Consider the following 25,977-nt stretch of genomic DNA (forward strand, 5'->3'; position numbering starts at 1 on the left):
GGCGTTTGTTGCACCTTTGATGGCAGATTGTGAGTGGAACCACTGGAATGTGTGTGTCACAGGCGAAGGCGTCCAGTCGCCTAGCTCCGCTATCAGAACGCGCCCGACGCGAGGCGTGCCAGTAACGACAGGCACAGGAGAACCCGTGAGCAGGCCAGGCGCTACTGCGCTCGTTGACGGTGAAGTAGCAGATACGCTGTCGGCCTTGGCACTGCTGCCGGTGACCGTGACTGCCAAAACAGCACCTAAGTCTGACGGCGGAACGCTGTAGGTTACCTCGGTAGCGCCTTGAATTTCGACGCCGTTCTTGGTCCATTGGTAGGCGAATGCAACGTCCTCGGGTACCCATTGCCCTGTCTCAGCTGTCACAGTATTGCCCACAGCTGCGCCACCCGTAACCGTTGGTTCACCGGGTGAAATCGAAAAAGACTCGATTGGTCCAACGGGGGCTGAAATCCGGGAAGCCGTAACGTACCGGCTCTTCGTACCCGTGACCTTCACGCTGATCAACTTGCCGAGTTCAGAGGCACCGGGGGTGAACGACGCGCCTATCTCATTCGGCAGAGGATCCCCGTCCGCTAACCACTGATAGCCAAGCGTGACCGGCGCCGGTCCCCAGGTCCCCGGCTCCACCGTCAAGGTACGGTTGACTGCCACAACGCCAGTCACGGAGGGCGAGCCAGCAGTCAATTCCGGATCAGGCCGAACTGCGGCTCCGGCGTTGACGATGGGAAGGGATGGCGGGCAGACGGTCCCGATGATGCAGGGGGAGCCAGAGAAGCGGACGGTCGCTTTTAGTCTTTCTTCAATGTAGGACGGGGTCGCCTTCTCACCGAGATTGGCCACCAACATGGCAGCAACGCCTGCCACGTGCGGGGCCGCCATAGACGTGCCTTGCGAGAAGTAGTACGCCTCCGCTCCCGGCGATGTCACGCCTTCGTTCAGAGTGGACGCGATACCGTTTGATGCACTCCAGCTCATGTCCCCGCCGGGGGCCATGACGTCAACTTCTGGTCCGTAATTCGAATACGGGGCGCGCTGGGCGTTGCGCGTGCTGGCGCCAACGGTAATTACGTTTTGGCAATTCGCGGGGCTAGATTCAGCTGCCGGACGGTTCTCGTTACCAGCGGCGACTACCACTGATGCCCCGCGCGAAACGGCGAAATCTATGGCGGCCTGGTAGGTCTCAGAGCACGTGCCGCTGCCGCCAAGACTGAGATTGATGACTTGGGCGGGGTTAATGTTTGCGGCGGTCCCTTCAACCAAACCTCCTGCCGCCCAAATGATGGCGTCAGCAATGTCAGAGGTGTATCCGCCGCAGGCTCCCAAGGCCCGTATCGGCAGAATTTTTGCCTCCGGCGCGACGCCGGCTACGCCACTGTTGTTGTCTGTCACCGCCGCGATAGTTCCGGCAACATGAGTACCGTGCCAAGAAGACTGCCCGGCTACAGAGCCGTCATAGCACTGGCCAGCCCCTTTCCAGTCGCCCGGATCGCGAGGATCCGCGTCCCGCCCATCGCCGTCCCGCGTCAGGAACGGATTCCAGATCATGTCGTAACCCGGCAGAACGTTCGCATTCAGGTCGCTGTGGTTCGTGATGCCAGTATCAACGACGGCTACGACGACGCCTTCGCCTTTGCTGACCGTCCACGCTTCCGGCACTCGCATGCCACCTTGCGATTCAAAGAAATCCCATTGAAGCGGAAAAAAGGTGTCATTGGAGGTCTCGATGGACATAGGCCTCATGACCAGGTCGGGTTCTGCGTATTCCACATCCGGGTCAGCCCGAAGAGCACCAAGAAGTGCTCGGACCTGATCAGTGGACAGCTTCCGGTCGGCCCGAAGTACACGCGCTCCGGACGGTGTCGCACGCAGATCCTTCAGCGCAGCGCCGACCTTTGATCCTGCGGCAGCATAGGAACGGCCACGCTCAACCGCACTTATTCGTGCTTTATCCTTGTACCTGACGATAATCTGCTCCGTCGGTACATCCGCTGACTGGGGAGACATCGGTATGGCGGGCAGTGTTGGCTCGTCGGCCACGGCTGGAGGGGCGAACAGTCCGCCGCCGATGAGAGCGCCAACGGCGGCCAAAGTTAAGTGCGGGAAAAACCGTGCTCGCGGCAGGCCAATCAATAGAACCGTCCTAAGGTCGTGCGTCGACCACAGACGAGTCACTACGCGGGATGGGGGCCGCGTCCCCCGCGTCCATGTTGAATTGTAGCTATAACTTCAAGCTTCAATTTCCATGCAACAACCCCATGCGCCCTCTGTGGCCGGGCGGGTTAGCCGTTGCCGTCAGTGAGCACTGGTCCCCCAAGTAGTGCGGGACGCTATTTAGTGGCTGGATCTGGACCTGATGATCACGGCGGAGAGGCCACTTGCAGCGGCCAACGATCCGAGCATTACTGCTAGTGCCCATGCGTATTCAAAGATAGACATTGCCACACCCTTTCAGTTGTGATGCGGCGACACTACCGGCGCGAATCGGCGCCCCCTGAGAATGAGCACAGCGTGCTGGATCAAAATTTGGCCACGAGGTCTGCCCGGACGCGGCGGCAAGGAGCCCAACGGCCCCCCCCATATAGCCCGTTGGAATCCTTGCGCCTGCTGAGAGGCTAGCCAGTCCGCCGTGGCTCGGTCAGTACCGTACCCGGCTGATGGCGGAAGTTGTCACCGGAAGTGGGGACAGCGGTGAGCTTCGTGACGGCTGCCGGCAATCCCCCGTCGCCGGTGGGCAAAAGGTGGTCGCCGCATCCGTTTCGCGTCCGACGGCGGCACTCACGTTCCGGAGATGACGGTCACCTCCGATTCGCCTGAGCAATGCTTCTGCCGGGCGGCGTCGTCCGTGCGGTTGTCGAGGCAGCCTCCGAAGCGGTCACCACCTCCCGCCGCACTCCGGGCGGGCCGCTGCGACGTCTACCTCGCCGGGCGCCGCAGCGGGCGGACCGCGTGCGTCACAGTCACCGTCCGTGACACTGGGAACGGCTTTGACCCCAGAATGGTTTCCGACCGCCGGCTGGGGATCCGGGCATCCATCGCCGGCCGCATGGAGGCCGAGGGCGGATCCGCAACCATCACGTCCGCCCCGGATGCAGGCACGGAAGTACGGCTGGAATGGGAAGGGACGCGGCCTGATCCGGAAGATTTCCACCCGGATAAGGATCGTCCTGTGCTCTGTGTTCGTTGCCGTCCACATCTGCCTTGGGCTGCTGAGCCTCGATTTGGTGACCGCCGGCTGGCCGGTGCTGCTGGCCATGGCCATCTACGTAGCGGCCGTCGTGGTGCTCCTGGTCCCCCGACCGGGCCGGCTTCCGCTGGGCGCTGTGGTCACGGCCCTGGCCGCGGTGGGCGCCATCGTTCTCCTCGTTGGCAGTGCACTCCCCCGCAGCACCTGGCGGGGTATGCGGCCTGGCACCTGTCGGCCAGCTACACGGTGCTGGTGGTGGTCAACATCCGCGGCCGGGTTCTGCTCTCGCGGATCGGCGTGCTGCTGTCCGCCGCGTTGGTTACGGTGTGGGCGTCGGGGACCAAGATGGGGCTGGTGGGCGGGCCGATGCTGAACATCGCCACCGTGGACTGGGTGCTGGTAAGCGCCGACATCGTGCATCTGCTGCGCACGAACGACCGCAAACTGACCCAGTACCGCAGCGACGCCCGTGCCGCTGCCGATTGGCACGCCGCCGAACAGGCCCTGAACGTTGCCCGGACCCAGTGGCTGGAGCACGTGCGGAAGGTCGCAGGGCCGGCGCTGGCCCGGATTTCAGACCCTGCTCACACGATCACCGAGGACGAGCACCGGGAACTGTAGCTCATCGAGGCCCGCTTCAGGGACGAAATCCGCGGGCGGATTCTTGCCCCCGGGGAGGTTCTGGAGGCGGCCTGCAAGCGCGGGAACGCGGCGTAACGGTACAGATTCTGGATGATCGCCGGCGGGACCTTGAAGCGCGGACGCTTGCGGCCGTTTCCGCGAAGGTGGCAAGTGTCCTCGACGAGGCTCGATCCGGCACGGTCACGGCGAGGGCCAAGCCGCACGGGGCCCCTTGGCTGTGACGATCTTCGCGGCCAGCGAGGAGGCGCCGGATGAGCCCACGGTCGTCGAGTTCCCGGAGCGGTCACCATACTCCGGGTTCGCATCGCGTTCCAGTGGGCAGGTGCCGTCAGCGTGTAAGTGCCATCCAAACGACGGCAGCCGTCACCGCGGCCAGGGTTCCCAGCCCCGCGTGGGAAAGGGCCTGCAGTCGGCGCTTCTGTGCCCGGCACCGCTGAAAGCGGTCACGATTCGGGTTCCCCATGTCCCGACGCTAGGTGGGAGTCCTTGGATTTACCTTGCGGCGAAAGGATGAGCAGTTAATTGCCAATGGAAGTGCCCGAATTCATGGGCAGAGCACACAAAACCGGACAATAGGAGGAAGAATGGAACGAGGGGGTACTTGTCAAGACCCGACGTCGCAGGCGCTGGTACGGGACCACGAGCATGTCGGCGATTATCGCTCCCGTCCCATCGTGCCCGGCTGCCGGCGCCATTCGTCCAAGGACGATTCGGTTAGCGGGTAGGTATACCGGCCCTCCTTCGGGGCCGAACCTGGCAGTTACTGCCACGATTGCAACGGGGGTTGCGGCAACCGGGATTCCGTCACAGAAGGACGCCGGGGACACGTTCAAGGGCGTGACGCAGCGTCTCAACTTCGGGGACACCGCAGCCGCCAAGGGCTCTGTCGTCAACGTGAACCACTATGGCGACGGCACCGGGAACACCGCGTCTCCGGGGCAGACGTATGGACTGGACATTCACAACTACCCAGGTTCACAGTCCGCCCTTGTGATCCATCAGTATTCATCCCTGGCGCGGGCGATTGCCCTGGACAACACTGGCACACAGCCGATGGTGGAGATCCACAACACACAGAACCTCGTCCTGAATCCCGGCTCTGACGGAACAGGCGACTTCATCCTGCTCCGCGACCACGGCACTGCCGTGTTCCGCATCGACAAAGACCTTGTGTTCCGGCTCGGCGGCACGAAGGTGCCCACGTTCCTGCACACGGCGGCTAAGGCGCTCAGCGTCCAGACTGCCAGCGGCTACAACGGCGACACGATGGACATCACCAAGGCCGGGACGGGGAGCGGGAACGGGCTCAAGGTCAACAACTCCGGGACCGGGATCGGTGTCTACATCGCACAGACCGGCGCGGGGAAGGCCCTGCAGATCGACGCGAACACCGCATCTAACGCGGGCGTGTTCACCAGCCTCATCCAGGGCTACGACTACGGACCCAGCTTCTCGACCGCCGCAGACAGTGGCGTCACCCTCACCGTCACCAAGAACGGAACGGGCGCGGGCGCGGTCCAGCAGATCGTCAACAAGGGCACCGGCGATTCCCTGCAACTCCGTGACGCGTCGGCGCAGAAGTTCACCGTCTCCGCAGTCGGTGGAATCACCGTCATCAACGGCGTATCTGTCAACATCATCGCCGGCACCGGCTCGCCCGAAGGCGCACGTTCGGCTCCGGTGGGATCCGTGTACCTCCGCTCGGACGGCGGCGCAGCGACCTCGCTCTACATCAAGGAAACCGGTACCGGCAACACAGGATGGGTGGCTAAGTAGGTGGATTTGGAAATCGAGAACGGTCACGGAGAAATCAGCTTCAGGCTGGACGGGTACTTCGGTGAATCTGGATTAACGATCGACAACGTGCCAAAGCCCCGCGATGGGATCATGATCAGCACCGACAAGGACGGGAACATATACAAATGCAAGTAACCCTTGAAGAAGCCTACGCAGAAGCCTGCCGGGTCATCGGAGAGCAGATCGTCACTCAACGACTCATTGCTAAGCAGTCGGAAAGCGACGACAGCACGGCCGAGCATTAATTGTTCCGGCGCAGTTAACTGTTGGTACAGTCTGGTTAATTTTGTGACCAGACTGGGGGACCAATGTCAGTGCATGGGGACGCGCATGATGCGCAAATAGATATGGGCAATGAGCCTGGTACAGGCCGGCGGGGGCTCGTCCGGATGGGCATGGCGGCGGCAGTAGCTGCCGCCATCTCCGCGCTTGCGATGCCTCAAAAAGCCGCAGCAGCGGACACGCCGGACACGTACGTCCTAGCCAACCGGGACGCTGCTGACAGCTATCAGATCGTGTGGCGGCGCATCAACTTCAGCGACACCAAAGACGCCAAGGGGTCCGTGTTCAACATCGACCACTGGGGAACGGGCGCGGGAAACACCAAATCGCCAGGACAAACCTACGGCTTGGACATCCATAACTTCCCCGGCGCGGAACGTGCCCTAGTCATCCACCAGTATTCGAGTGTTGGCCCAGCGGTTCACCTCGATAACACCGGGAGTAAACCCATGGTGGAAATCCACAACACGCAAAACAACGTGATCAACCCCGGCTCCGATGGGACCGGGGATTACTTCTTGCTGCGGGACCACGGCACCGCTACCCTGCGGGTAACCAAGGATCTTCAGTTTCGCACGGAAGGCGCTCCGCCGTCCGGCGCGAAGGGCATCCTCATCTATAACGCGGTCACCAAACCGCTGTCAGTCCAGACGCCGGCCAACACAGTAGGGCTGGAAGTCGTCAAGACAGGCCCGGCAGGCGGCGAAGTCCTCCGCGTGGACAACCGCGGTACAGGGAAGACCGCTTCCTTCAAGAACGCGACTGGCGAAGTGTCCGGCATCAACCCCAACGGCGAGTACGAGAACAACGTTCCCGGGCAAGGCCTAATCCTCAAATCACCCAACGGCACCCGCTTCCGGATCACGGTCGCTGACGACGGAACATTGAGCGCCACGCCGGCCACCCCATAGGGGTCAGACAGCTAGTAGTGGGAGGCCCCGCACTTTTCGCAGATGCGGGGCTCTCTCCCCTTTTGAAAGGCAGGCCGCTTTTGCTGGCGGACTACCGCTGCCAGGCTGAGTGCGGCGAAGTTAGGCCAGCTAGGCCCGCCGCCCTGCTTGTCCCTGTGCGCGATGAAGTGCCGGGCGTGAGGACGTGCCCTGACCAAGGCCGGGCCCCATTCGTCCAATACCCAGTCCTTGAACACGTATCTCTTGCTGACATAGAGCCCGAGGACGTCGTACAAGGCCAGGGCCCGGTTGATCTTGTCGTATTTCGTTGCATCCTCACGCATTAGACGTGCGGGGTCGTCCTCGTTTTCGATCTCGTTGTGCAGCAGGCGCCGGCCCTCCTGCACCTCGACGTCGACCAGCTTGTCGTGGATATTCAGGAAGTTTTCTTGCTTGGCTTTCAGCCAATTGAAGAACAGGGCGCCGGACGCAATAAGGACGGCAGCGATCGACAGTGAGGCTGTCAGCCAGTCCTTGACCAGCAGTGAGGAATCAGGGTGCGCAGCGGCACCCACGAAGGCTTGGATTAGGTAGCAGAGGAGGAAGCCGACAGCGACGGCCGTGAGGATGGTGATCGTCCAGATTATTCGCACCGATGAAGTTTACGGGCCAAAGAAGCTGCCGGGACTGTCGTCTAGCAGAGGGTCGGATAAATCCGGTTATGCTCCCTCATCGTTCTTGGGGGCGGGGTCACACCTCAGGAGCCATTGGCTTTCGCGTGAGACCGACCTACCGATACCCATCCACGATCGCAGCAGCGATCTCCTTATAAGCCCGCCGCGTCTCCGGCTTCAGGTGATCGAGGGTCACCAGGTCGCCGTCAGCCACTCCCCTGTCGTGCGGCACGGCGATGAGCTCGCGGCACATCCCGGCGAGGTGCTCTTCGATCGCGTCCTTGTCCACCCGGTTGGACACCTCGTCCTTGTCCGTGATCACCACGATTGCGTTGCGCGCCAGGTCCTCATAGCCGTGGCCGGCCAGCCACTGCAGGGTGCTGCGTGCGCGCTTCGCACCACTCACCGCGTAGCCGGCGGCGATGATCAAGTTATCTGCGGACTGCAGGATCCCACTCATCGCATTGTGCGTCACGCCGGTGCCGCAGTCCGTCAGCGCCACGGAGTAGTAGCTGGAGATGAGCTTGCGGATCCTCAAGTATTCCTCGGCGGTCAGCGAGTCAGACACCTCGGGGTCCTGCTCACCAGCGATGAGGTGCAGCCGACCGGAGTGGTGCATGTAGCGCGACAACTCAGTCAACGAGTCGACCGAGTCGATGTTCTTGAGTAGGTCCGTAATCGTCCGGGGCGTGGCCTTCTGGTAGATGCCCTCCCCGAGGGCGCGCTCCACGAGGTCGCCGGAGTCCGGGTTCGCGTCGATGGCGCAAGGCGGGTCCCCACGGAACTCGGCCAAAGTGAGGCCGACCCCAACAGTGGTGGACGTCTTGCCGATCCCACCCTTCAGGCTGAGCACAGCGGTGTTGAAACTGCCCTGCAGCTGCCGAGAGATCCGGCGGGCCACCTCATCTTCCTCGCGTTCCAGAGCGCTCGGGCCGAGGTTCCAGGCGCCGCCGGTCGCCCGGTACAGGAAGCCCCGGAAGCCCTTCTTCGGGCGCGGCTTCTGCTGGCGGACAAACGACGTCGGCAATGCGGTGGCGTCCGCAACCGGCACCTCAGGCTCCGGGAGGCTTTCCGGTACGTTCGACGGCGGTGCTCCCGCAGGCTGGCGGGCCGGCGTCGGCGGAGCCGTCGGGGCGGGAGGGGTGTCGGAGAGAGCGTCGGCTGCCGCGGCAGCTTCCGCCCAAGAGGAACTGCGGACAGGACGGGGTGGTGCGGTGGGCTCAGGTGTCACGGCGGGAAAGGTTCCTGTCCAGGCGTCGGAGCCGTCGTCATTGCGGCGGCGGAAGCGGCGGCGGAGCTCGGGCTGCTCCTCGTCGGGGCTGGCCTCGGCTAATCGGTTGTCCGCTGGCTTGGGCATGGTCGTTCCCCCCGGGCTCGCAGCGGCGTCCCGCTGCGGTGGTCGATTGGTCTCGTTCAAATAGCCATTCTAGGCGCTGGCAAAGTACCTATTGATCAGCGACCTAGCTAGGGCGTTCGTCGCGGCGCCAGAAGACACGGTTTCTCAGCTGTGAATGAGGGCTGCCACAACAACAGCGGCAGTGATCGTTAGCAGAATGCCCAACGCCAGGTAGCCCCACCATTTGGGTCGACTGCGGTGCGGGTTGATGTCGACGTACGGCACGGCTATTTCCGCCCACCCGGAACGGAAGAGGCTGCCGCCGGGGCAACGGCAACTGCCCTGCGCTTGAGCCGGAGCATCCAGTAGAGCCCGGCGAACGGAATCAACAGGCTGCCCAGCAAGCCGGACAGCGCGAGAACGAAATCGGTGACAGCCACGGTTGAGACCTCCGTAAGCGGCAGCTCCTTCGACACAACCAGAGCGACCAGGCTCAGGGTGCGACAAAGTGGCTGGGAATGGACCCCCCATTTTCGGGTCGTTCGCCAGCCTACTTAGCACTTAAGGGCGCTGTCCAATTGGACACGCCCATTGGTGCAACCACTATTCATCTATTGCGCTTCATGCCTCTGCCCCTAGCGCCGGAGGGCCAGCGTCACCACCACCGCAGTCGCCACTGCCAGAACCGCCAGCCCGACGAATGACAGTGCGCGAAGCTGACGGCGGCGTACTTCGCGCCGCGATTCCCGACCGTGTCGGCCTCCCCCACGGAATCCCATGGCAGAGACGCTACGGACGGAAACTCAAGGAAAGCGCAAGCAAAGATCAAGGTTTGATCAAGATGTAGTGCTTCCCACCTAAATAGGCCTAGATGCCGTCGCCGCCATCAGTGGCTGCGTTGTGGTGGTGCAATCTCCGCCGCAGCCGCTGCGGGCGCCGGCCCTGCCCCGAGTGACGCCCGGGAAGCGGCGACAGCGGCTCTACGGGCAGACCGGACACTGCGACCCTAGTGGGCTCCTGCGCACGCGGCATGTCCTGCAGGTCGAGCCAGGAACGCTCGGGGAACGGGTCATCGGCCACGATGTGTGTATCAATGAAACGGCCGATGACCGCGCTGATTCCGGTATTCATGACCCAAACCTAAAGTGGCGCAGGTCACACTCCCAGCGTAGTAAATACCTGTGTTTCCCTGCGTCCGATACCCGGACAGCAGCGAGTACTTGGTTCAATGCTGCGAGCGGGTTTCTTGTAACCGTTTGATGAACCAGCGCGACTGCTCCGGGCCGTACGGCAGCACGGGGATGGCCTTGGTGGCATCAGCGGGCGTGTCACGGATCGACTGCCGGGCCTGACGCACAGCGGTGGTCATCGTGTCGGCCATGGTCTTGACGAACCGGTCGCTGCAGGGTTCGCCGTGCCCCGGGACTAGGAACTCGTAGCGGTGCCGGAGAGCCGAGAGGTGCCGGAGCGCGTCGGCCCACTCCTCCGGGTACGAAGCTTCGAAGGACGGGTGCGAGCCCTGTTCCACGAGGTCGCCGGCGAACAGGGTGGTGGTGGTACCCACCAGGAGGTCACCGTCTGTATGGCCGCGGCCCAGGTGGAACAGCGTTACAGTCTGACCACCAAGGTCCACGAGTACGGGCTGGTCGCGAACAATCGCATTGGGGACCACGATCTCCACGTTCTCACCGACGCCGACGGCCATTTCCGGTTCGGTCTCGGTGACCTCGCTGCGTTGGGCGTCGCCGTCTTCACCGATCTCCTCGGCGCAGTTCTCGTGCGCCCAGAACTCCTCGACGCCAGCCTCGGCGAAGACCGCGTTGCCGAAGAAGTGGTCGTAGTGTGCGTGGGTGTTTACCACCACGAGCGGCAGCGGGGTCTTCTCCCGCACGGCGTCCAAGATCTCCTTGCCTTGCCTCGGTCCGCATCCGGTGTCGATCACCATAGCCCGTTCGGTTCCTACGATCAGGCCAGTGTTGAGCTTTGAACCTTCAGTCACCAGCACATAGTTGTCCGCGCCGACGTCGAGCCATCGTGACATTGTTTCTCCAAAAATCTGCGGAGCATCTGCGATCTTCTGGCCTCGATTGTACTCATCTAGCTTGGGATTATCAGGGAAGCGCTATAGCGCCAGACCAGAGGGACCCAGCGCGTGGCCGCAAATTCACTCATTCGAAACACCGAGCTAGGTATGATCTGGCCATGGGGACTAAACAACAGAAGCACTTCTGCGAGACCTGCAACACGATCACCAACCACGTCACGTCATACAAGGATGACGGAAGGGCACGAGGCTCTCGTAAGGTGCAGCGACCACTCAGACACAACGCTGTGAGACGCGTGGTCACCTGAATGCCGACGCATTCCATGCTACAAATCGGCCAGTAGTGAAGTTGGGGACTCGATCGCATCCGCAACATAACGAAGGAATCCGGCGGCCGTACCGCCATCGCAGACCCGGTGGTCAAAGGTCAGCGTCAGCTCAGTGACTTTGCGAACGGCAAGTTCGCCTTCGACGACCCACGGCTTGTCGATAATCCTGCCAATGCCGAGGATAGCCACCTCCGGATAATTAATGATTGCCGCAGAACCATCCACGCCAAACACGCCATAGTTATTAAGCGTGAAGGTTCCGCTGCCCAGTTCGGTTGGGGTCGCCTTGCCCTCGCGCACGACGGCGGTCAGCCGCTTAATTTCTTCGTCGAGTTTGCTGGCACTCAGTTTCTCAGCGTTGCGGATCGAAGGGACCACCAACCCCCGGTCCGTTTGAGCGGCGAACCCTAGGTTCACCCCATCAAACGCCAGGATCTCCTGGGACTCCCCGCCGGAGGCGTCCTCCCTGCTGACGAAGCGCGTGTTCAGCTCCGGATACTTCTTCAAACCTGCTGTAACAAAGCGGGCGAAGAAGGCGAGCAACCCTGGGGTGTGGTGCGGGTCGGCCTTCTTGAGTCCCGCGCGCAGGTCGATCAGGGCCGTGGCGTCGACGTCTACCCAGACCGTAGCTTCTGGGATCTCGGAGCGACTGCGCGACATGTTCGCCGCCACCGCTTTGCGGACACCCCGGACGGGCGTCCAGCTGATGATCCCCAGCCCAGTGCGGGGATCGACGTTCGCGCTGGTCGAGCTTGTCGAGACCGTGTCGACGGGCTCAACCAGCGCACGCAGTTCGGTCTCGGGAGGCTGCGCTTCGACAGGCTCAACCACCGGGGACTTTATGGCGGCTTCGACGTCGCGGCGCATAATTAGGCCGCTCTCTCCAGACCCCTGCATGTGGCCGAGGTCCACACCATGCTCCTTAGCCATCCGGCGGACGAGTGGAGAAATAACAGCACCGAGCTTGCCGGGGACTCGAGTGCGCAGGAGGAAGGCATCGTCTGCGGGAGTTGTCAGTTTGGTTTCGGCCTCGTTCTTGGCTTCGACAGACTTGGTTTCGACAGGCTGGGTCTCGACAAGCTCGACCGGCGGAGTGGACCGCCGCGGACGGGTCCGGCGGACGGTTGCAGTGACACCCGGCGTTCCATACCCAATGAGGAGGTTGCCGGAGCCTGCCCTTTCTTCGGTGCGGTAGGTTTCGGCTGCTGTCCTTTTGGTTTCGTCAGGCTCAACAAGCGGGTTTTCGGTTTCCGCGATATTGATTTCGACAGGTTCAACCAGCGATGCCAGCGGAGAAACTGAGATGAGTGGCTTGCCGACGTCCAGGGTCTGGCCCGGCGCGCCATGCAGTTCAGCGACCGTGCCGGCGTATGGGGACGGGACTTCCACTACCGATTTGGCAGTCTCCACCTCGGCGATCGGCTGGTCTACACGGATCTCGTCACCTACGGCCACGAGCCAGTTAACGAGCTCGGCTTCGGTCAGGCCTTCGCCCAAATCCGGCAGGAGAAATACTTTCGTTTCCGTCATCGATCAGTCTTCCCACTGGAGGTTGTCAACGGCCTCGAGGATGCGGTCCACGCCGGGCAGGTAGTAGTGCTCGAGCTTCGGTGCCGGGTACGGAACGTCGAAGCCCGTGACGCGGCGGATCGGTGCGGCAAGGTAGTGGAAGCAGCGCTCCTGAATGCGGGCCACGATCTCCGAGGACACGGACGCAAAGCCGTGTGCCTCCGCGATGACAACAGCTCGGCCGGTCTTCCGGACGGACGCGGAGACGGTCTCGTCGTCGAACGGCACGATGGTGCGGATGTCGATGACTTCTAGCGAGCGTCCCTCCTCGGCGGCTGCGGCGGCCGCGGCGAGGGCCGTCGGGACGCAGGGACCGTAGGCGATCAGCGTCGCGTCCGTGCCGGAGCGGGCGATGGCGGCGTGGCCCTCGGTGGCGTTAGACCCGACGGCCTTTGCGTCGTACTCCTCGCGCAGTGCGTCGAGGTCCACCAGGTCCTTGGACCAGTAAAGCTTCTTGGGCTCCATGAACATCACGGGGTCATCCGAGTCGATGGCTTCCCGGAGCATGCGGTAGGCGTCGGCCACCGTGGCTGGCGTGTAGACCTTCAGCCCGGCAGTGTGGGCATAGTAGGACTCGGAGGAGTCGCAGTGGTGTTCCACCCCCCCGATGCCTCCGGCGTAGGGAATACGAATAACCATCGGCAGCTTCACCCGGCCCTTGGTGCGATTGTGCATCTTGGCCACGTGGCTGACGATCTGCTCGAAAGCCGGGTACGCAAAGGCGTCGAACTGCATCTCGATGACCGGCCGCATGCCATTGATGGCCATCCCCACGGCCATGCCCACGATGCCCGACTCAGCCAGGGGCGTGTCGAAGCAGCGCTGTTCACCGAAGCTCTTCACGAGCCCGTCGGTGATGCGGAAGACACCACCCAGCATGCCGACATCCTCACCGAAGACCAGGACGGAGTCCTCGGCGCGCATGGCGTCCACCATCGCAGTGTTCAGCGCCTTGGCCATGGTGACCGGCTGCGGTCCGGCATCCTCGGCGCTTGCCGCAGCGGAAGCAGCAGCCCGCGCGGTGGCCGCGCTTACGTTGCCGTTGGCCTCGGAGGAAGTGGTGATAGTAGGGCTCATTTCTTGGCCTCCTCTTCGGAAATTGCGCCGGCAGCATCACGGGCCAGCTCGTCGGCGAGCAGGGCAGACTGCTGAACGAGCTGCGGCGTCCGCGTCGCGAAGACATATTTGAACAGGTCCTGGGGATCGACGGGGACGTCCTCGCCGAGGCCGGTACGGAGCTGCGCGGCAACTGCCTCTGCCTTTTCGGCAATCCGGGCGTCGCCGCCGTCGTCCAGCAGACCCTTGTCAGTGAGGTACTTTCTCATCCTCGTGAGCGGATCTCGGGCGACCCACTGGGCAACCTCACTGTCCTGACGATAGCGGGTCGCGTCGTCGGCGTTGGTATGGGCCTGCATGCGGTACGTGTGCGCCTCGACCAGGAGCGGGCCCGACCCTTCGCGGGCAAGCTTGACGGCGCGGTCAAGCACGGCGAGGAGGGCGACGACGTCGTTGCCGTCCACACGTTCGCCGGCCATGCCGTAGCCGACGGCCTTGTGCGCGAGCGACGGAGCGACGGACTGGTGGGCCAGCGGCACGGAGATGGCGTACTGGTTGTTTTGCACGAAGAAGACGACAGGCAAGTGGAAGACTGCGGCGAAGTTCAGTGCCTCGTGGAAGTCGCCCTCGCTGGTGGCGCCGTCACCGCACATGGCCAGGACCACCGTGTCTTCGCCGCGCAGTTTGGCTGCGTGCGCGACGCCGACTGCGTGAAGCAGCTGGGTGGTGAGTGGTGTGCACTGGATGCCGACCTTGTGCTTGAGAGGGTCGTATCCCCCGTGCCAGTCGCCGCGGAAGATCGTCATGGCCTCGATGGGGTCCACACCGCGGGCCATGACGGCGACAGCGTCGCGGTAGGTGGGGAACATCCAGTCGCCCCCAGCGAGGCAGAGTGCGGCGGCCACCTGACACGCCTCCTGGCCGTGGCTAGAGGGGTAGACAGCCATGCGGCCCTGACGGACCAACGCAGAGTTCTGGTCATTGACCCGCCGGCCGACAACGAGCTGTTGATAGGCGGCCAGCAGTTCCTCGTCGCCAGGGAGCGGATACTCGTGGCCCGGTTCGGCGCCCTGCTCGGAGTTGTGTTTCAGGTTGCCGTCCTGGTCCACCATCTGGATCTGGTGGCGGGCCGGAAGCATGTAGTCCTCTGCCGTGATGCCAAACTTGCGCAGGGCCTCTGCCGCGGCGCCGGCCAGCCGTAGATCCTCGGCGTCGTCCTGCCCGGGCTGGCTCTGCGTCGTGTAGCTCGGAGTCTCTTGTTGAGGTGCCGTGTGGTCTGCGGAGATCGTCATTGGCCCATCCTTTTCTAGCCACTATTCGCTTTCAGTATGGTCCGGAATGATGTTTCGTATCCAGCATCAGCAAAAACCATGGAGAAACACGTCCTCCTCCCCTATTCTGAAAGACAAATCGTCAGTGTGAGCAAGATAACCGGCGGGGGTCGTAGACAAAATGGCGGAAATCAATGCGGAGCACGCCACTGTGCCGTTGGACGATGTGGACCGAAGCATCATTGCGGAGCTGACAAAGGACGGCAGGATGTCGGTGACGCAAGTGGCGGAGAATGTGCACATCTCGCGCGCGCATGCCTACACGAGGATTACTCGGCTGACCGGCGAAGGCGTACTGACGAAGTTCACGGCGCTGGTTGACCCGATCAAGGCCGGGTTTAAGTCGTCGGCTTACGTGACGCTGAAAGTGCGGCAGCATTCGTGGCGGGAACTGCGAGAACAGTTGCGGGCTATCCCGGAGGTCTATCACATTGCCTTGGTGGGCGGGGACTTTGACGTCATCCTGCTCGTTCGGGCCATTGACAACGTGGACCTCCGGCGAGTGATCTTCGATCAGCTGCAGTCCATGCCCGGAGTATTGGATACGCAGACTTTTTTGGTGTTTGAGGATATGGACACACGCTGAGAGCAACCAATAAGAGCATGTGAATGCACCGGTCCCACCGCAAACCCATAGAACCCGGACCGGCGTAAGCACCTTCCGCCCTGTCAAGGGTGATCCGTTCACATTTCGGGAACTCACCGCGATAGAAGGCTCAGGGCCGTGCGCGTCCGATCCTCTCGGCACCATTCAGGATCGGCAGGCCCCAGCACGATACGTCCCGGACTGCAGCCTTCTCGTTCACGCTCACTGCCGAATCATTCACAATGGCTCAGTTGCGACACCGCGTTGGTAAACTTGGCGATTGGTAGACACGAGCAGCCCAGGGGGAAAACATGCTAACAATTATGCCTATTTATGGCACCCGGCCAGAAGCCATCAAGATGGCGCCGATTGTCAGTGCGCTGCAGTCGACCGCCGACTTCAATTGTGTCGTTGCCGTCACAGGCCAACACCGAGCGATGCTCGATCAAGTAAACAAACTTTTCGGAATTATACCTGACGTTGACTTGAACATACACCAGCGGAATCAGTCGTTGAACGGCATCATGGCGCGAACGCTAGAAGGCATGGAGCAAGTTCTCGCACTTCATCGGCCAGATGCCGTTGTCGTTCAGGGCGACACTACAACTTCGACTGCCGGCGCCATCGCAGCCTTCAATAACGGCATTCCGGTCATACATGCGGAAGCCGGCCTTCGGAGCGGGGACTTATTGTCTCCATATCCGGAAGAGGGCAACAGGAAGCTGACCTCGCAGATTGCAAAACTGCACCTAGCTCCCACAACAATCAGTCGAGCCAACCTTCTTCGTGAAGGTATTCATGCTTCAGACATCGTGGTGACTGGCAACACTGTCATCGATGCCCTTCTAGCCACGCGAACTAAGAATGTCAGCTTCGACGACCCCCGGCTTGAAGAACTGTCAGAGTCAGGGCGAAGAGTACTCCTCGTAACCACTCACCGACGTGAGAACCAAGGCGAGGCTATGAGAGGCGTCGGGCGCGCAATTGCGGAAATCGCAAAGACGGAACCCGAAGTTTCTGTCGTTCTACCGGTCCACAAGAACCCGGTTGTTCGAGAAGCTGTACTGCCTCCGTTGGAGGGGCTGGGCAATGTCATTGTCACAGAGCCGCTCAGTTACGGGGAATTTACGCGCTTGATGTCTCTGTCCACCGTAGTCCTCACGGACTCAGGAGGAGTGCAGGAAGAGGCCCCGAGCCTCGGAAAACCCGTGCTCGTCATGCGCGAAAACACCGAACGCCCCGAGGCTGTGACTGCTGGCACTGTAAAGCTTGTCGGGACTGAGACAGCAAGAATAGTTGAGGAAGTACGGCGTCTACTAAACGATCCAGCGGCCTATGCACTCATGGCGAACGCCGTCAATCCTTACGGGGATGGACTCGCCGCAGATCGTACCGTTGCCGCCATCTCCCAGCTATTCGGATTCGGTAAACGCATGTCAGATTTTGAGGAAGCCATCTAATGTTCCACCGCTTCTGCCCGAATCGAGCGAAAAACACACAGATCTCGAGAAAGAGACTTAAAGAATGACTACAATTCAATCAGTAGCAGTGGTTGGCCTGGGGTATATAGGTCTACCCACGGCAGCGATTCTCGCAACCCACGGACTTGACGTCACTGGCATCGACGTTAATGCAGACACGATAGACGCCGTAAACCGCGGTGACGTTCCGTTTGTGGAACCAGATTTAGAAGTTCACGTGGCGGGCGCGGTTCAACAGGGAAGACTCCGGGCCACTACCGAAGCGCCGTCCGCAGATGCCTTCATTGTGGCCGTTCCCACGCCGTTCGGCGAAGACCTTCAAGCTGACCTGACGTATGTCAGAGCAGCAGCTAGAGCCATTGCGCCCAAGCTCAGCGGTGGAGAACTGATTGTTCTCGAGTCCACCTCACCGCCGGGAACGACGCAGATGATGGGCGAATTGATCATCAGCCTGCGGCCGGACCTGACGTTGAACGCGGACCTAACAAATTCAATCTACGTGGCCCACTGCCCGGAGCGAGTCCTACCGGGTCGAATAATGATAGAGATGGTGACCAACGACAGAATTGTTGGCGGACTCACTCCCGAAGCGGCAGAAAAGGCCAAAGAACTCTACGCTCGGTTCTGCCAGGGAGACATCCACTTAACGGATGCCATCACAGCGGAGATGGCGAAGCTCGTTGAAAATTCCTACAGGGATGTCAACATTGCTTTTGCCAACGAACTCTCCATGATTTCGGATGAACTCAACATCGATGTCTGGAAGCTTATCGAACTTGCCAACCACCATCCGCGGGTCAATATCCTTCAGCCAGGACCAGGCGTAGGAGGACACTGCATTGCCGTCGACCCATGGTTTATTGTTGCCGCAGCGCCTAAGAGTGCGAACCTCATTCGAGTCGCGAGAAATGTGAATGATGCTAAGCCGGCTTACGTCACTCGGCGTGTTCTTGAAAAAGCGGAACGTTTTCATGAGCCACGCATCGCCCTTTTGGGCCTGGCCTTCAAATCGGATATTGACGACCTGCGCGAATCCCCTGCCCGCAAGATTGTCTACGACCTAGCCCTGAAACTTCCATCTGCGTCGATATTTGCAGTTGAACCACACGTAAACGAATTGCCCATAGAACTCGACGAACTCTCCAATGTGGAGCTTCGGGATATTCACTCAGGTATTCGTGATGCTGACATAGTCGTCCTGTTGGTCGACCATAGCGAAACCAAGCGGTTTCCCAGAGGCCTACTGAACGAAAAGATAGTCATCGACACAAAAGGTGTGTGGAGGTAGCTTGTAGCTGCTCAGACTCTCAGGCACGTGGTGAATCTGGTTCGCGACTCGAAGCCTCAGGGCCTTGCCGTTGACGTACAGTATTGACTGACGACGATAGCAGGGAGTCGGTGGGCCTAGGCCTTGTCAACGGCCCGGCCACGTCAGCCCTTGACCTGCTGGGACAGGTTCTGCCGGGTCTCGGTCATGGCGTGGTTGGCCAGGAAGATCAGGTGGAAGTGCTCGAGCGCGGCAGCGGTGCGGAGAGCCACATGCTTAAAGCATTGCGGAGCGCCGCAGTGGGGTCGATCGCGATGACCTGCACGGCCAGCCAGCAGCGCAAGGGCCGGGGCGAATAGCCGGTCTCCGCGCCTGTGTGATCCCGTCCGTCAACGACGACCAAGAACTCGCCGGCGTCAAGGTCCACGATCCTTGGCTCTCACTGCTCAAAATCGCGTCCAGGTTGATAATTCAGGCTCTTGGAAGTAGCCACGGACCGGAACCGGTGTTCATCGAGGCCCAGCATCCGTGGCCTGAGTTTGTCCATGTCAGGCAGCCGCAGCAGGCAGGCCTCGCGTAGTGCAGCCCGGACCATTCACTAAGGCACGGCGTGTCGGTGACGTCGAAAACTGAGCCATTGTGACGGCTTGGCGTCTAGCGGTGGTTGCAACACCTGAGCGATTAGGAGTTGCTGGGAGAGATGAAAAGACCACGAAAGTCCCGGGGCGCTCCTCCAAAGAACGCTGCACGGGCTCACTATGATCAGCTGATGAAACAGGGAATAGGCAATTCCGAAGCGTGCCGGATCGTAGGAATCAGCCGTAGTTCCGGCACTCGATGGCGGCACGGCCACACGGTCGTTCTGAAGTCCGGAGACATCAAGAAGTACGCTCCCATCTCTCATCAGAGGCCAGCCGTGATCTCCGCCCGATTTCTCTCCGAGTCGGAACGGATCACGATCGCGGACCTGCTGCATGCCCGGCGGAGCATCCGTGCCATTGCCATGGAGCTCGGGCGCAGTCCATCAACCGTGAGCCGGGAAATTCGACGCAACATTCACAAACCCTCTGGCAACTACCGTCCGAGGACGGCCCAGCGCAGCGCGGAACGCAGAAGGAGCCGCCAGCGAAGCGGGAAGATCGCCGGCAACCCGGAGCTGCAGGACTTCGTCCGCGAGCACCTCGAACAACGCTGGAGCCCCCGCCAGATCAGCAACCGGCTGCGCGCTGTCTTCCCGGAACAACCGGAAATGCACGTCGTGCCTGAGACCGTCTACCAGGCCCTGTACGGGCGCGGACGCTTGGATCTGGCGGTGAATCCAGCCGTCTCACTGCGGACCGGTCGGACCGGTCGCCGGCCACGCCGCCGGAAGGAACACCGGACCAAACGCTTCCCCGACATGGTCATGATCCGTGACAGGCCCGCAGAAGTGACCAGCAGATTAGTACCCGGGCATTGGGAAGGCGATTTAATAATTGGAAAAGGCAGCCGCTCGGCCATTGCCACACTGGTCGAACGGACCACCCGCTTCATCATCCTCGTGCATCTGGCAGGCAACCGCGGAGCAGAGAATCTGCGCGACCGGCTGGCAGAAACGATGAGCGCCCTCCCGGCCCATCTACGTCGTTCCCTGACCTGGGATCAGGGCACTGAAATGGCCTGCCACCAGGACTTCACGCAGCGGACTCTCATGCCGGTCTACTTCTGCGATCCCGCCAGCCCCTGGCAACGCGGCTCGAACGAGAACACTAATGGCCTGCTCCGCCAGTACTTTCCCAAGGGAACCGATCTGGGCGTCCACACCGCCGAACACCTTGCCTCAGTCGCGAATCAACTCAATCGACGGCCGCGTGAAGTTCTAGGCTGGGAGAGCCCCCTCGAGCGCCTGACTACACTGGGTTCACCACTGACAGACTCATAAACCGTTGCAACGACCGCTGACTTCCGCCCGGTTGAAGACTGAGCCACCCGTTCCAAACGATTGGGTGGTGATACCAGTGGACGATTGGGCGCTTATTCGGCGGTTGCATCTCGCCGAGGGTGAATCGATGGGTCGATAGCAGCGCGGCTGGGTATTTCCCGGAACACACCGTTGCGAAAGCTGTCAGCGCCGACTGCCCACCAACATATGCGCGGACGCCGCAGGAGTCGGGGACCAAGGACCGAGCTGGTATGTCGAGCGCCGTTGAAGGACAACCTGCGGATGCCGGCGACGGTGTTGGCCGAGCGGGGGCTGGTCAGGCTTCGGGCGTGGTTTCGGGAGAACGTGGCGCGGATCCGGCCGGAGTAGGCCTTGGCGGATCCTGCCGATCAGATCAGCCACGAACCCGGCGACCAGGCGCAGTGCGACCTGTGGTTCCCGGAGACCCTGATACCCGTCGGCGCCCGCAAAGCCAGGGTGCTGCCGGTGCAGGTGATGGTCCCCTCGCATTCGCGGTTCATCATGCCCAGGCTGATCCCGTCGCGGATGACCGGGGACCTGCTGGCCGGAATGTGGGAACTGCTCGGTGGATTGGGGGCTCATCGCATTTGAGGGTGTAGCCGTCGTCTGAATCCGCCGGTCTCGAGGAGCGATCGGGCGATGTAGTTGGCCAGGTTCCGAAAGCCGAGGGCGGAACCTCGGAGGTGTTCGAGCCGGCCATTGAGCGCTTCAGTGGGACTGTTGCTGGTGCCGGGCCGGTCGAAGTACGCAAGCACGTCCCCTGCACGGCGTTTCAGCGTCCGGCCGAGCGTAATGACTTCGGTCAGCGCACCGGGAACGCCGGTGCTGACCGCGTCGATCAGTGCTTGCATGAGCTGTTTCCCGTGGGTGCCGTCAGGTTCGCGGTAAGCGGCGATGACGCGCTGATAGATGCCCCAGGTCGCTTCGACTTCGGCATGGCCGTCCGCAATGAACAGGGCCTCCAGCCTGTCCTTCTGCTTGTCGGTCAGCAGATCATGTCCGGTGTGCAGGGTCCGGCGGGCTGCGTACAGCGGGTCCCCGGACCGTCCGCGGTGACCAATGGTCTGCTGCTGAACGCGCTGGCGGCACCTGTCCAGGGCATCGCCGGCAAGCCGAACGACGTGAAACGGGTCCATGACCTCAACCGCATCCGGGAGCTCCTCGGCTGCTGCGGTCTTGAACCCGGTGAACCCGTCCATCGCAACGACCTCGATCCCGTCCCGCCAAGCCTTCGGCCGCCGGCAAGCCAAGCTTTGAAGACCTGTTTCGAACGGCCCTCGACCATGTCCAGCAACCGTGCCGGGCCGGTTCTGTCACGGACTGGGGTGAGGTCGATGATCACGGTGACATACTTGTCCCCGCGCCGGGTGTGCCGCCACACATGCTCATCGACCCCAATCACGGCGACCCCGTTGAACCGTGTCGGATCTTCAATCAACACCCGCTTGCCCTCAGCAAGGATCGCGCTGTTCGCGGTGTGCCAAGACACGCCTAAGCCCTCGGCAACGCGGGCGACGGTCAGGTGCTGACACACGATGCCCTCCAGTGCCCAGCGCAGCCCGCCGCGGGAGATCTTTGCCCGTGGCTGGGCGGCTTTGGAGATGTCCTGCCGCCACACGCGACCGCACCCTGTGCACTTGTAACGCCGGACCCGCACCAGCAGCGTCGTGGGCCCCCAGCCCAACGGTTCGTGCGCGAGAGGCCGTGTGACCGTGCCGCGGGCGATGCCCTGCGCACCACACGAACGGCACCAGTCATCCGGATCAACGGCACGGCATTCCAACACCGCCCGGCCAGGGGCGAGAAGCTGCCCGGCAGCTTCGAGCCCAAGCTCATCGAGCCGGCAGAACGTAGTCAGGTCAGGAGGCAGGAAGGTAGCGTGGGACACGTCGAGGTCTTCCGGATGGGCAGTGTAGGAACTTCCATCATCGGAAGACCTCGACCCCTACCCGGGAACCGACGCGCCCACCCCGGCTACACCCTCAAATGCGATGAGCCGGATTGGGGGGGGCTCTTCGTGGTTGATGGTGAAACAGGTTCCGTGTCTTGAAAGCTGAAGGGCTCGTAGCCCTGCTGTGATGGATGTTCTCTACGCATTCATCAAAGTCAGGAGCTACGAGCCTTGGTCGAGCCTACTTCCCCACGCCCGGATGCTGCCACCGCCATCTTCAACCTGCCCGACTACCGAGTCATCGATACTGAGGTCCTCGCCTTCGGGCAGCGAAGGGTCAGCGTCAATGCCACCGCCGAGGCCGGCCATTCCCGGCGGCCTCAACGACTGCGTGACATACCTGTCGCCGGGCCGATCGAAGTGGTCTGGGCCAAGCGGAGATTCTTCTGCGATGAGTACCTGTGCCCGCGCCGCACATTCACCGAGGAAACCGCCCAGGTCCCGCGCCGGCCACGGTACACCCGCCGGCTCCGTGAGGCCTTTGTGGCTGCCGTAATCGGATCCGGAAGAGCCACCGCTGAGGCGGCCTCCTCGTTCGGCGTTTCGTGGTGGCTGGTGCAGCGAGCCTTGGACTCCGCGGCAGTGACACTGCCCGATGTAGATGCCCCTGGCACCGCGGATGCTCGGCATCGATGAACACCGCTACCGGTCCGTGCCGTTTTCCGCGATCCGGTGTTGAAGACGCCAACCGAGAATAGGGCCAAGAACGCCAACTGAAAATGAGGCCACTGACCATTATGGAAGGTGATCACATTGGATGTTTGGGCGCAGATACGCCACCGATACGCGACGGAGAAGATCTCCAAGAGAGAGCTGGCAAGACAGCTTGGTGTTTCCCGTGGGACGGTGGACCGGGCGTTGGAGGCGGACCGTCCGCCAAAGTATGAGCGGAAGCCCGCCGGCTCCAGCTTCGATGCGTACGCGCAGAGAGTCCGGGCGCTGCTGGTGCAGACACCGACGATGCCGGCCTCGGTGTTGGCCGAACGTGTCGGCTGGACGGGTGCCGCCTCACTGTTTCGGGACAAGGTCCGTGCCATCCGGCCCGAGTATTTACCCGCTGATCCGGTGGACCGTCTGGTCCATGAACCAGGCAAGGCAATGCAGTGCGACCTGTGGTTTCCGCACGAGCCGCTGCCGCTTGGCCACGGGCAGGAAGGCAAGCCACCGGTACTGGTGATGACGAGCGCCTTCTCCGGATATGTTCAGGCCAGGATGCTGCCGACCCGCACGACCTTTGATCTGCTGGGCGGGATGTGGTCACTGCTGCAGGAAACCCAGGCGGTTCCAAAGCAGCTCTGGGACAACGAGTCAGGAATCGGCCAGGGACGGCTGACCGAACCTGCCGCGGCATTCGCCGGAGTGCTGGGCTGCGAGATCCGGCAGCTGCCACCACGGGATCCGGAATCCAAGGGCATGGTGGAGCGGATGAACCGATACTTCCGCCAGGGCTTCATGCCCGGACGGCGCTTCGCGTCGCCAGCAGACTTCAACGATCAGCTGGTGGACTGGCTGCCGTGCGCCAACGCCCGTTACTCCCGATCCCGGCACGGCAGGCCGGCCGAGCTCTTCGACAGGGACCGGGAAGCGATGCGGCCCTTGTCGCCGGTGGCGCCTCAGAGCGCGTTCCGCAGCAGCGTCCGGCTGCCACGGGACTACTACGTGCGGGTCTTCTCGAATGACTATTCTGTGGATCCGGGCGCCATCGGACGGATCGTGGACATTGTCGCGGACCTGGAAACGGTCACCGTGAGCATTGACGGCCGGCCGCTGGCCAGGCACGAGCGCCGCTGGGCCCGGCACCAGATCTTCACCGATCCCGAGCACGTGAACAAGGCCGCCTCCCTTCGGCAGCTCCACCGCACGGTCAAAGCCGGACGGGCCACGATCGTGGAGGAACGGGACCTGTCGGTTTACGACGAGCTGTTCGGTGTCTGCATCCCAGATGACGCCCTCGAACTCTCCGCGGCCGGACGGTGAGCACGGGGATGAAGGACATCGACTACTACGCCCGGGCGCTGCGCGCGCCACGGATCGCCGACGGCTACCGCTCCCTCGGGGACCGGGCACGGGAAGCAGGCTGGTCCCACGAGGAATACCTCGCCGCGGTCCTCTCCCGCGAGGTCGCCGAACGCGAAGCCTCCGGCGCAGCGCTGCGGATCAGTGCCGCCCGATTCCCCGGGCACAAGCTGCTGGAGGAATTTAACTTCGACCACCAGCCCGCCGCGGACCGGAACCTCATCGCGCACCTGGGCACCGGGGTGTTCCTCGAGGAAGCCAAGAACGTGGTCCTGCTTGGCCCACCGGGCACCGGAAAAACCCATCTGGCCGTCGGCATCGGCATCCGCGCCGCGCGCGCCGGGCACCGCGTCCTGTTCGATACCGCGACCGGGTGGGTCTCTCGCCTGGCCGAGGCCCACGACCGCGGCCGGCTGCCGCAGGAACTGGCCAAGCTACGCCGCTACAAACTGCTCATCGTCGACGAAGTCGGCTACATTCCGTTCGACCAGGACTCAGCCAACCTGTTCTTCCAGCTGGTCTCCTCCCGCTATGAACACGCCTCCCTGGTGCTCACCAGCAACCTGGCCTTCAGCCGCTGGGGCGAGGTCTTCAGCCATGCGACCGTGGCCTCAGCCATGATCGACAGGATCGTCCACCACACGGAAGTCCTGAACCTCACTGGAAGCAGCTACCGGCTCCGAAACAAGACGAAAACCCAACTTCAGGCACAATAGAACAGCAAACCCGTGGCCCTATTTTCAGTTGGCAAAACTGGCCCCATATTCGGTTGGCGTTAACATCCGGCCACTAAGGCCTGGAAACGATACGAACCTTGGATGACCACCATTGTCGATCTGGACACCGGTCAGGTCCTGGGGATCGTCGACGGCCGTGACAGTGAAGGCGTCGGGACCGGCTGTTCGCCCGGCCCCTCGAGTGGCGCCTGGGCGTGCAGGTCGCTGCCATCGATCCGTCAGCGGCGTTCCGCAAGGCTCTGCGGATGTGGCTGCCGCGCACCGCTGTCTCGGTCGACGCGTTTCATCTGGTCAAGCTGGGCAACGACATGCTCACCGAAGTCCGGCAACGGCTCACGCAGCAGGTTCATGGCCGGCGGGGGCGCTCCATCGACCCTGTCTGGGCGAACCGGCGGCTGCTCCTGCGCGCCGGGGACACACTCTCGGACCGGCCCGGGACAGGCTCAGCACCGTGTTCGCCACAGATGATGCCACGGGGAAGCCGCAGGCCGCGTGGCTGGTCAAGGAACAGCTCCGGGCTCTGCCCCGAGACCCTCCAGTTTGGCTAGCGGGTATCTGACCACCGGGTCTCTCGCCGACGCTGCCGCCGCGAAAGACCGGCTGCAGGCCTTGGTACTTCAAGCCGCGCAGCCGGAAACGAACCGGCACTGGCGCACGGTCTGCAGGTGGTGGAAAGCGATCGAAGTCCTCATTGTCACCGGAGCGACAACTGCCAAAGTGGAAGCCAACAACACCGCGATCAAGCACATAAAAAGAACAGGCCGGGGATTCACCAACGCACGGAACTACAAAACGCGTATCCTGTTGCGCAGTGCCGCCAGAACAGCGGCATGAACATTCATCGCGGCAGAACATTC

Annotated in this window: 20 protein-coding genes and 4 pseudogenes; 13 read left to right on the top strand and 11 right to left on the bottom strand. The window is 62.2% G+C overall.

Annotated features, from left to right (window positions below):
• Nucleotides 1–145: 145 nt before the first annotated feature.
• Complete coding sequence (locus tag QFZ33_RS20325; protein ID WP_307031993.1) at nt 146–271, top strand: hypothetical protein; 126 nt, start codon at nt 146–148, stop codon at nt 269–271.
• 572 nt (nt 272–843) lie between these two features.
• Here the strand turns inward: QFZ33_RS20325 and QFZ33_RS20330 are convergent.
• Nucleotides 844–2,010: pseudogene (locus tag QFZ33_RS20330) on the bottom strand (S8 family peptidase); the annotation flags it as partial.
• A 1,432-nt stretch (nt 2,011–3,442) separates the two neighbouring features.
• On the opposite strand from QFZ33_RS20330, the gene QFZ33_RS20335 reads away from it, so the two are divergent.
• Both QFZ33_RS20335 and QFZ33_RS20340 read left to right on the top strand, forming a co-directional pair.
• Entirely contained in the window at nt 3,443–3,811 is a 369-nt protein-coding gene (locus tag QFZ33_RS20335) for a hypothetical protein (RefSeq protein ID WP_307030395.1), read from the top strand.
• An 858-nt stretch (nt 3,812–4,669) separates the two neighbouring features.
• On the top strand, nt 4,670–5,608 hold the full coding sequence (locus QFZ33_RS20340) for a hypothetical protein (protein ID WP_307030397.1): 939 nt from the start codon (nt 4,670–4,672) through the stop codon (nt 5,606–5,608).
• 23 nt (nt 5,609–5,631) lie between these two features.
• Here the strand turns inward: QFZ33_RS20340 and QFZ33_RS20345 are convergent, their stop codons facing one another.
• Nucleotides 5,632–5,823 carry a hypothetical protein gene (locus QFZ33_RS20345; RefSeq protein ID WP_307030399.1) on the bottom strand — a complete coding sequence of 64 codons (192 nt, stop codon included), beginning with the start codon at nt 5,821–5,823 and terminating at the stop codon, nt 5,632–5,634.
• Between the two features lie 153 nt (nt 5,824–5,976).
• On the opposite strand from QFZ33_RS20345, the gene QFZ33_RS20350 reads away from it, so the two are divergent.
• The gene (locus QFZ33_RS20350; protein WP_307030401.1) at nt 5,977–6,822 is read left to right on the top strand and encodes a hypothetical protein; all 846 of its coding nucleotides are present in this window, start codon (nt 5,977–5,979) and stop codon (nt 6,820–6,822) included.
• Between the two features lie 11 nt (nt 6,823–6,833).
• Here QFZ33_RS20350 and QFZ33_RS20355 read toward each other — a convergent pair whose 3' ends face one another.
• The 8 genes from QFZ33_RS20355 to pdhA form a co-directional block, all read right to left on the bottom strand.
• A complete protein-coding gene (locus tag QFZ33_RS20355; protein ID WP_307030403.1) occupies nt 6,834–7,454 on the bottom strand; it encodes a hypothetical protein in 621 nt (206 codons plus the stop codon).
• 136 nt (nt 7,455–7,590) lie between these two features.
• Nucleotides 7,591–8,832: a MinD/ParA family ATP-binding protein gene (locus QFZ33_RS20360; protein WP_307030404.1), complete on the bottom strand. Its 1,242-nt coding sequence runs from the start codon at nt 8,830–8,832 to the stop codon at nt 7,591–7,593.
• Nucleotides 8,833–9,098: 266 nt separating this feature from the next.
• Nucleotides 9,099–9,251 (bottom strand): hypothetical protein, encoded by a 153-nt coding sequence (locus QFZ33_RS20365; protein WP_307030406.1) that lies wholly within the window; start codon nt 9,249–9,251, stop codon nt 9,099–9,101.
• Between the two features lie 427 nt (nt 9,252–9,678).
• Nucleotides 9,679–9,942 carry a hypothetical protein gene (locus tag QFZ33_RS20370; protein ID WP_307030408.1) on the bottom strand — a complete coding sequence of 88 codons (264 nt, stop codon included), beginning with the start codon at nt 9,940–9,942 and terminating at the stop codon, nt 9,679–9,681.
• Nucleotides 9,943–10,036: 94 nt separating this feature from the next.
• Entirely contained in the window at nt 10,037–10,852 is an 816-nt protein-coding gene (locus QFZ33_RS20375) for an MBL fold metallo-hydrolase (protein WP_307030410.1), read from the bottom strand.
• Nucleotides 10,853–11,181: 329 nt separating this feature from the next.
• Complete coding sequence (locus QFZ33_RS20380; protein WP_307030412.1) at nt 11,182–12,714, bottom strand: dihydrolipoamide acetyltransferase family protein; 1,533 nt, start codon at nt 12,712–12,714, stop codon at nt 11,182–11,184.
• A 3-nt stretch (nt 12,715–12,717) separates the two neighbouring features.
• The gene (locus QFZ33_RS20385) at nt 12,718–13,830 is read right to left on the bottom strand and encodes an alpha-ketoacid dehydrogenase subunit beta (RefSeq protein WP_307030413.1); all 1,113 of its coding nucleotides are present in this window, start codon (nt 13,828–13,830) and stop codon (nt 12,718–12,720) included.
• On the bottom strand, nt 13,827–15,101 hold the full coding sequence (pdhA, locus tag QFZ33_RS20390; RefSeq protein WP_307030415.1) for a pyruvate dehydrogenase (acetyl-transferring) E1 component subunit alpha: 1,275 nt from the start codon (nt 15,099–15,101) through the stop codon (nt 13,827–13,829). Before pdhA ends, QFZ33_RS20385 begins: the two co-directional genes overlap by 4 nt.
• 160 nt (nt 15,102–15,261) lie before the next feature.
• Between pdhA and QFZ33_RS20395 the strand changes: the two genes are divergently transcribed.
• The 5 genes from QFZ33_RS20395 to QFZ33_RS20415 all read left to right on the top strand — a co-directional run bounded on the left by QFZ33_RS20395 (nt 15,262) and on the right by QFZ33_RS20415 (nt 21,007).
• Nucleotides 15,262–15,726 carry an Lrp/AsnC family transcriptional regulator gene (locus tag QFZ33_RS20395; protein WP_307030417.1) on the top strand — a complete coding sequence of 155 codons (465 nt, stop codon included), beginning with the start codon at nt 15,262–15,264 and terminating at the stop codon, nt 15,724–15,726.
• A 311-nt stretch (nt 15,727–16,037) separates the two neighbouring features.
• Nucleotides 16,038–17,186, top strand: a complete 1,149-nt coding sequence (gene wecB / locus QFZ33_RS20400) for a non-hydrolyzing UDP-N-acetylglucosamine 2-epimerase (protein WP_307030419.1) — start codon at nt 16,038–16,040, stop codon at nt 17,184–17,186.
• Between the two features lie 64 nt (nt 17,187–17,250).
• Nucleotides 17,251–18,495 carry a UDP-N-acetyl-D-mannosamine dehydrogenase gene (gene wecC / locus QFZ33_RS20405; RefSeq protein WP_307030420.1) on the top strand — a complete coding sequence of 415 codons (1,245 nt, stop codon included), beginning with the start codon at nt 17,251–17,253 and terminating at the stop codon, nt 18,493–18,495.
• A 748-nt stretch (nt 18,496–19,243) separates the two neighbouring features.
• Nucleotides 19,244–20,395, top strand: a complete 1,152-nt coding sequence (locus QFZ33_RS20410; protein WP_307027897.1) for an IS30 family transposase — start codon at nt 19,244–19,246, stop codon at nt 20,393–20,395.
• Between the two features lie 372 nt (nt 20,396–20,767).
• On the top strand, nt 20,768–21,007 hold the full coding sequence (locus QFZ33_RS20415; RefSeq protein WP_307030422.1) for a hypothetical protein: 240 nt from the start codon (nt 20,768–20,770) through the stop codon (nt 21,005–21,007).
• Here the strand turns inward: QFZ33_RS20415 and QFZ33_RS20420 are convergent.
• A pseudogene (locus QFZ33_RS20420) lies at nt 20,995–22,304 on the bottom strand (ISL3 family transposase). The gene QFZ33_RS20415 and the pseudogene QFZ33_RS20420 overlap by 13 nt on opposite strands.
• Before the next feature lie 234 nt (nt 22,305–22,538).
• On the opposite strand from QFZ33_RS20420, the pseudogene QFZ33_RS20425 reads away from it, so the two are divergent.
• The 4 genes and pseudogenes from QFZ33_RS20425 to QFZ33_RS24100 form a co-directional block, all read left to right on the top strand.
• Nucleotides 22,539–23,028: pseudogene (locus tag QFZ33_RS20425) on the top strand (helix-turn-helix domain-containing protein); the annotation flags it as partial.
• Between the two features lie 83 nt (nt 23,029–23,111).
• Nucleotides 23,112–24,344, top strand: coding sequence for an IS21 family transposase (istA, locus tag QFZ33_RS20430; protein WP_307030427.1), 1,233 nt, complete (start codon nt 23,112–23,114; stop codon nt 24,342–24,344).
• Between the two features lie 8 nt (nt 24,345–24,352).
• The gene (gene istB, locus QFZ33_RS20435) at nt 24,353–25,099 is read left to right on the top strand and encodes an IS21-like element helper ATPase IstB (protein ID WP_307030429.1); all 747 of its coding nucleotides are present in this window, start codon (nt 24,353–24,355) and stop codon (nt 25,097–25,099) included.
• Between the two features lie 66 nt (nt 25,100–25,165).
• Nucleotides 25,166–25,954 (top strand): annotated as a pseudogene (locus QFZ33_RS24100) (ISL3 family transposase); the annotation flags it as partial.
• Nucleotides 25,955–25,977 lie beyond the last annotated feature (23 nt).

Origin of the sequence: Arthrobacter globiformis, assembly GCF_030815865.1 — a bacterium.
In the GTDB taxonomy this organism is placed as follows: Bacteria; Actinomycetota; Actinomycetes; order Actinomycetales; family Micrococcaceae; genus Arthrobacter; species Arthrobacter globiformis_B.

What these genes read in the sequence shown, in the direction of transcription:
- QFZ33_RS20350 (WP_307030401.1), top strand. Translation starts at nt 5,977, where the DNA reads ATGGGCAATGAGCCTGGTACAGGCCGGCGGGGGCTCGTCCGGATGGGC.
- QFZ33_RS20360 (WP_307030404.1), bottom strand. Translation starts at nt 8,832, where the DNA reads ATGCCCAAGCCAGCGGACAACCGATTAGCCGAGGCCAGCCCCGACGAG.
- QFZ33_RS20370 (WP_307030408.1), bottom strand. Translation starts at nt 9,942, where the DNA reads ATGAATACCGGAATCAGCGCGGTCATCGGCCGTTTCATTGATACACAC.
- QFZ33_RS20375 (WP_307030410.1), bottom strand. Translation starts at nt 10,852, where the DNA reads ATGTCACGATGGCTCGACGTCGGCGCGGACAACTATGTGCTGGTGACT.
- QFZ33_RS20380 (WP_307030412.1), bottom strand. Translation starts at nt 12,714, where the DNA reads ATGACGGAAACGAAAGTATTTCTCCTGCCGGATTTGGGCGAAGGCCTG.
- QFZ33_RS20385 (WP_307030413.1), bottom strand. Translation starts at nt 13,830, where the DNA reads ATGAGCCCTACTATCACCACTTCCTCCGAGGCCAACGGCAACGTAAGC.
- pdhA (WP_307030415.1), bottom strand. Translation starts at nt 15,101, where the DNA reads ATGACGATCTCCGCAGACCACACGGCACCTCAACAAGAGACTCCGAGC.
- QFZ33_RS20395 (WP_307030417.1), top strand. Translation starts at nt 15,262, where the DNA reads ATGGCGGAAATCAATGCGGAGCACGCCACTGTGCCGTTGGACGATGTG.
- wecB (WP_307030419.1), top strand. Translation starts at nt 16,038, where the DNA reads ATGCTAACAATTATGCCTATTTATGGCACCCGGCCAGAAGCCATCAAG.
- wecC (WP_307030420.1), top strand. Translation starts at nt 17,251, where the DNA reads ATGACTACAATTCAATCAGTAGCAGTGGTTGGCCTGGGGTATATAGGT.
- QFZ33_RS20410 (WP_307027897.1), top strand. Translation starts at nt 19,244, where the DNA reads ATGAAACAGGGAATAGGCAATTCCGAAGCGTGCCGGATCGTAGGAATC.
- istB (WP_307030429.1), top strand. Translation starts at nt 24,353, where the DNA reads ATGAAGGACATCGACTACTACGCCCGGGCGCTGCGCGCGCCACGGATC.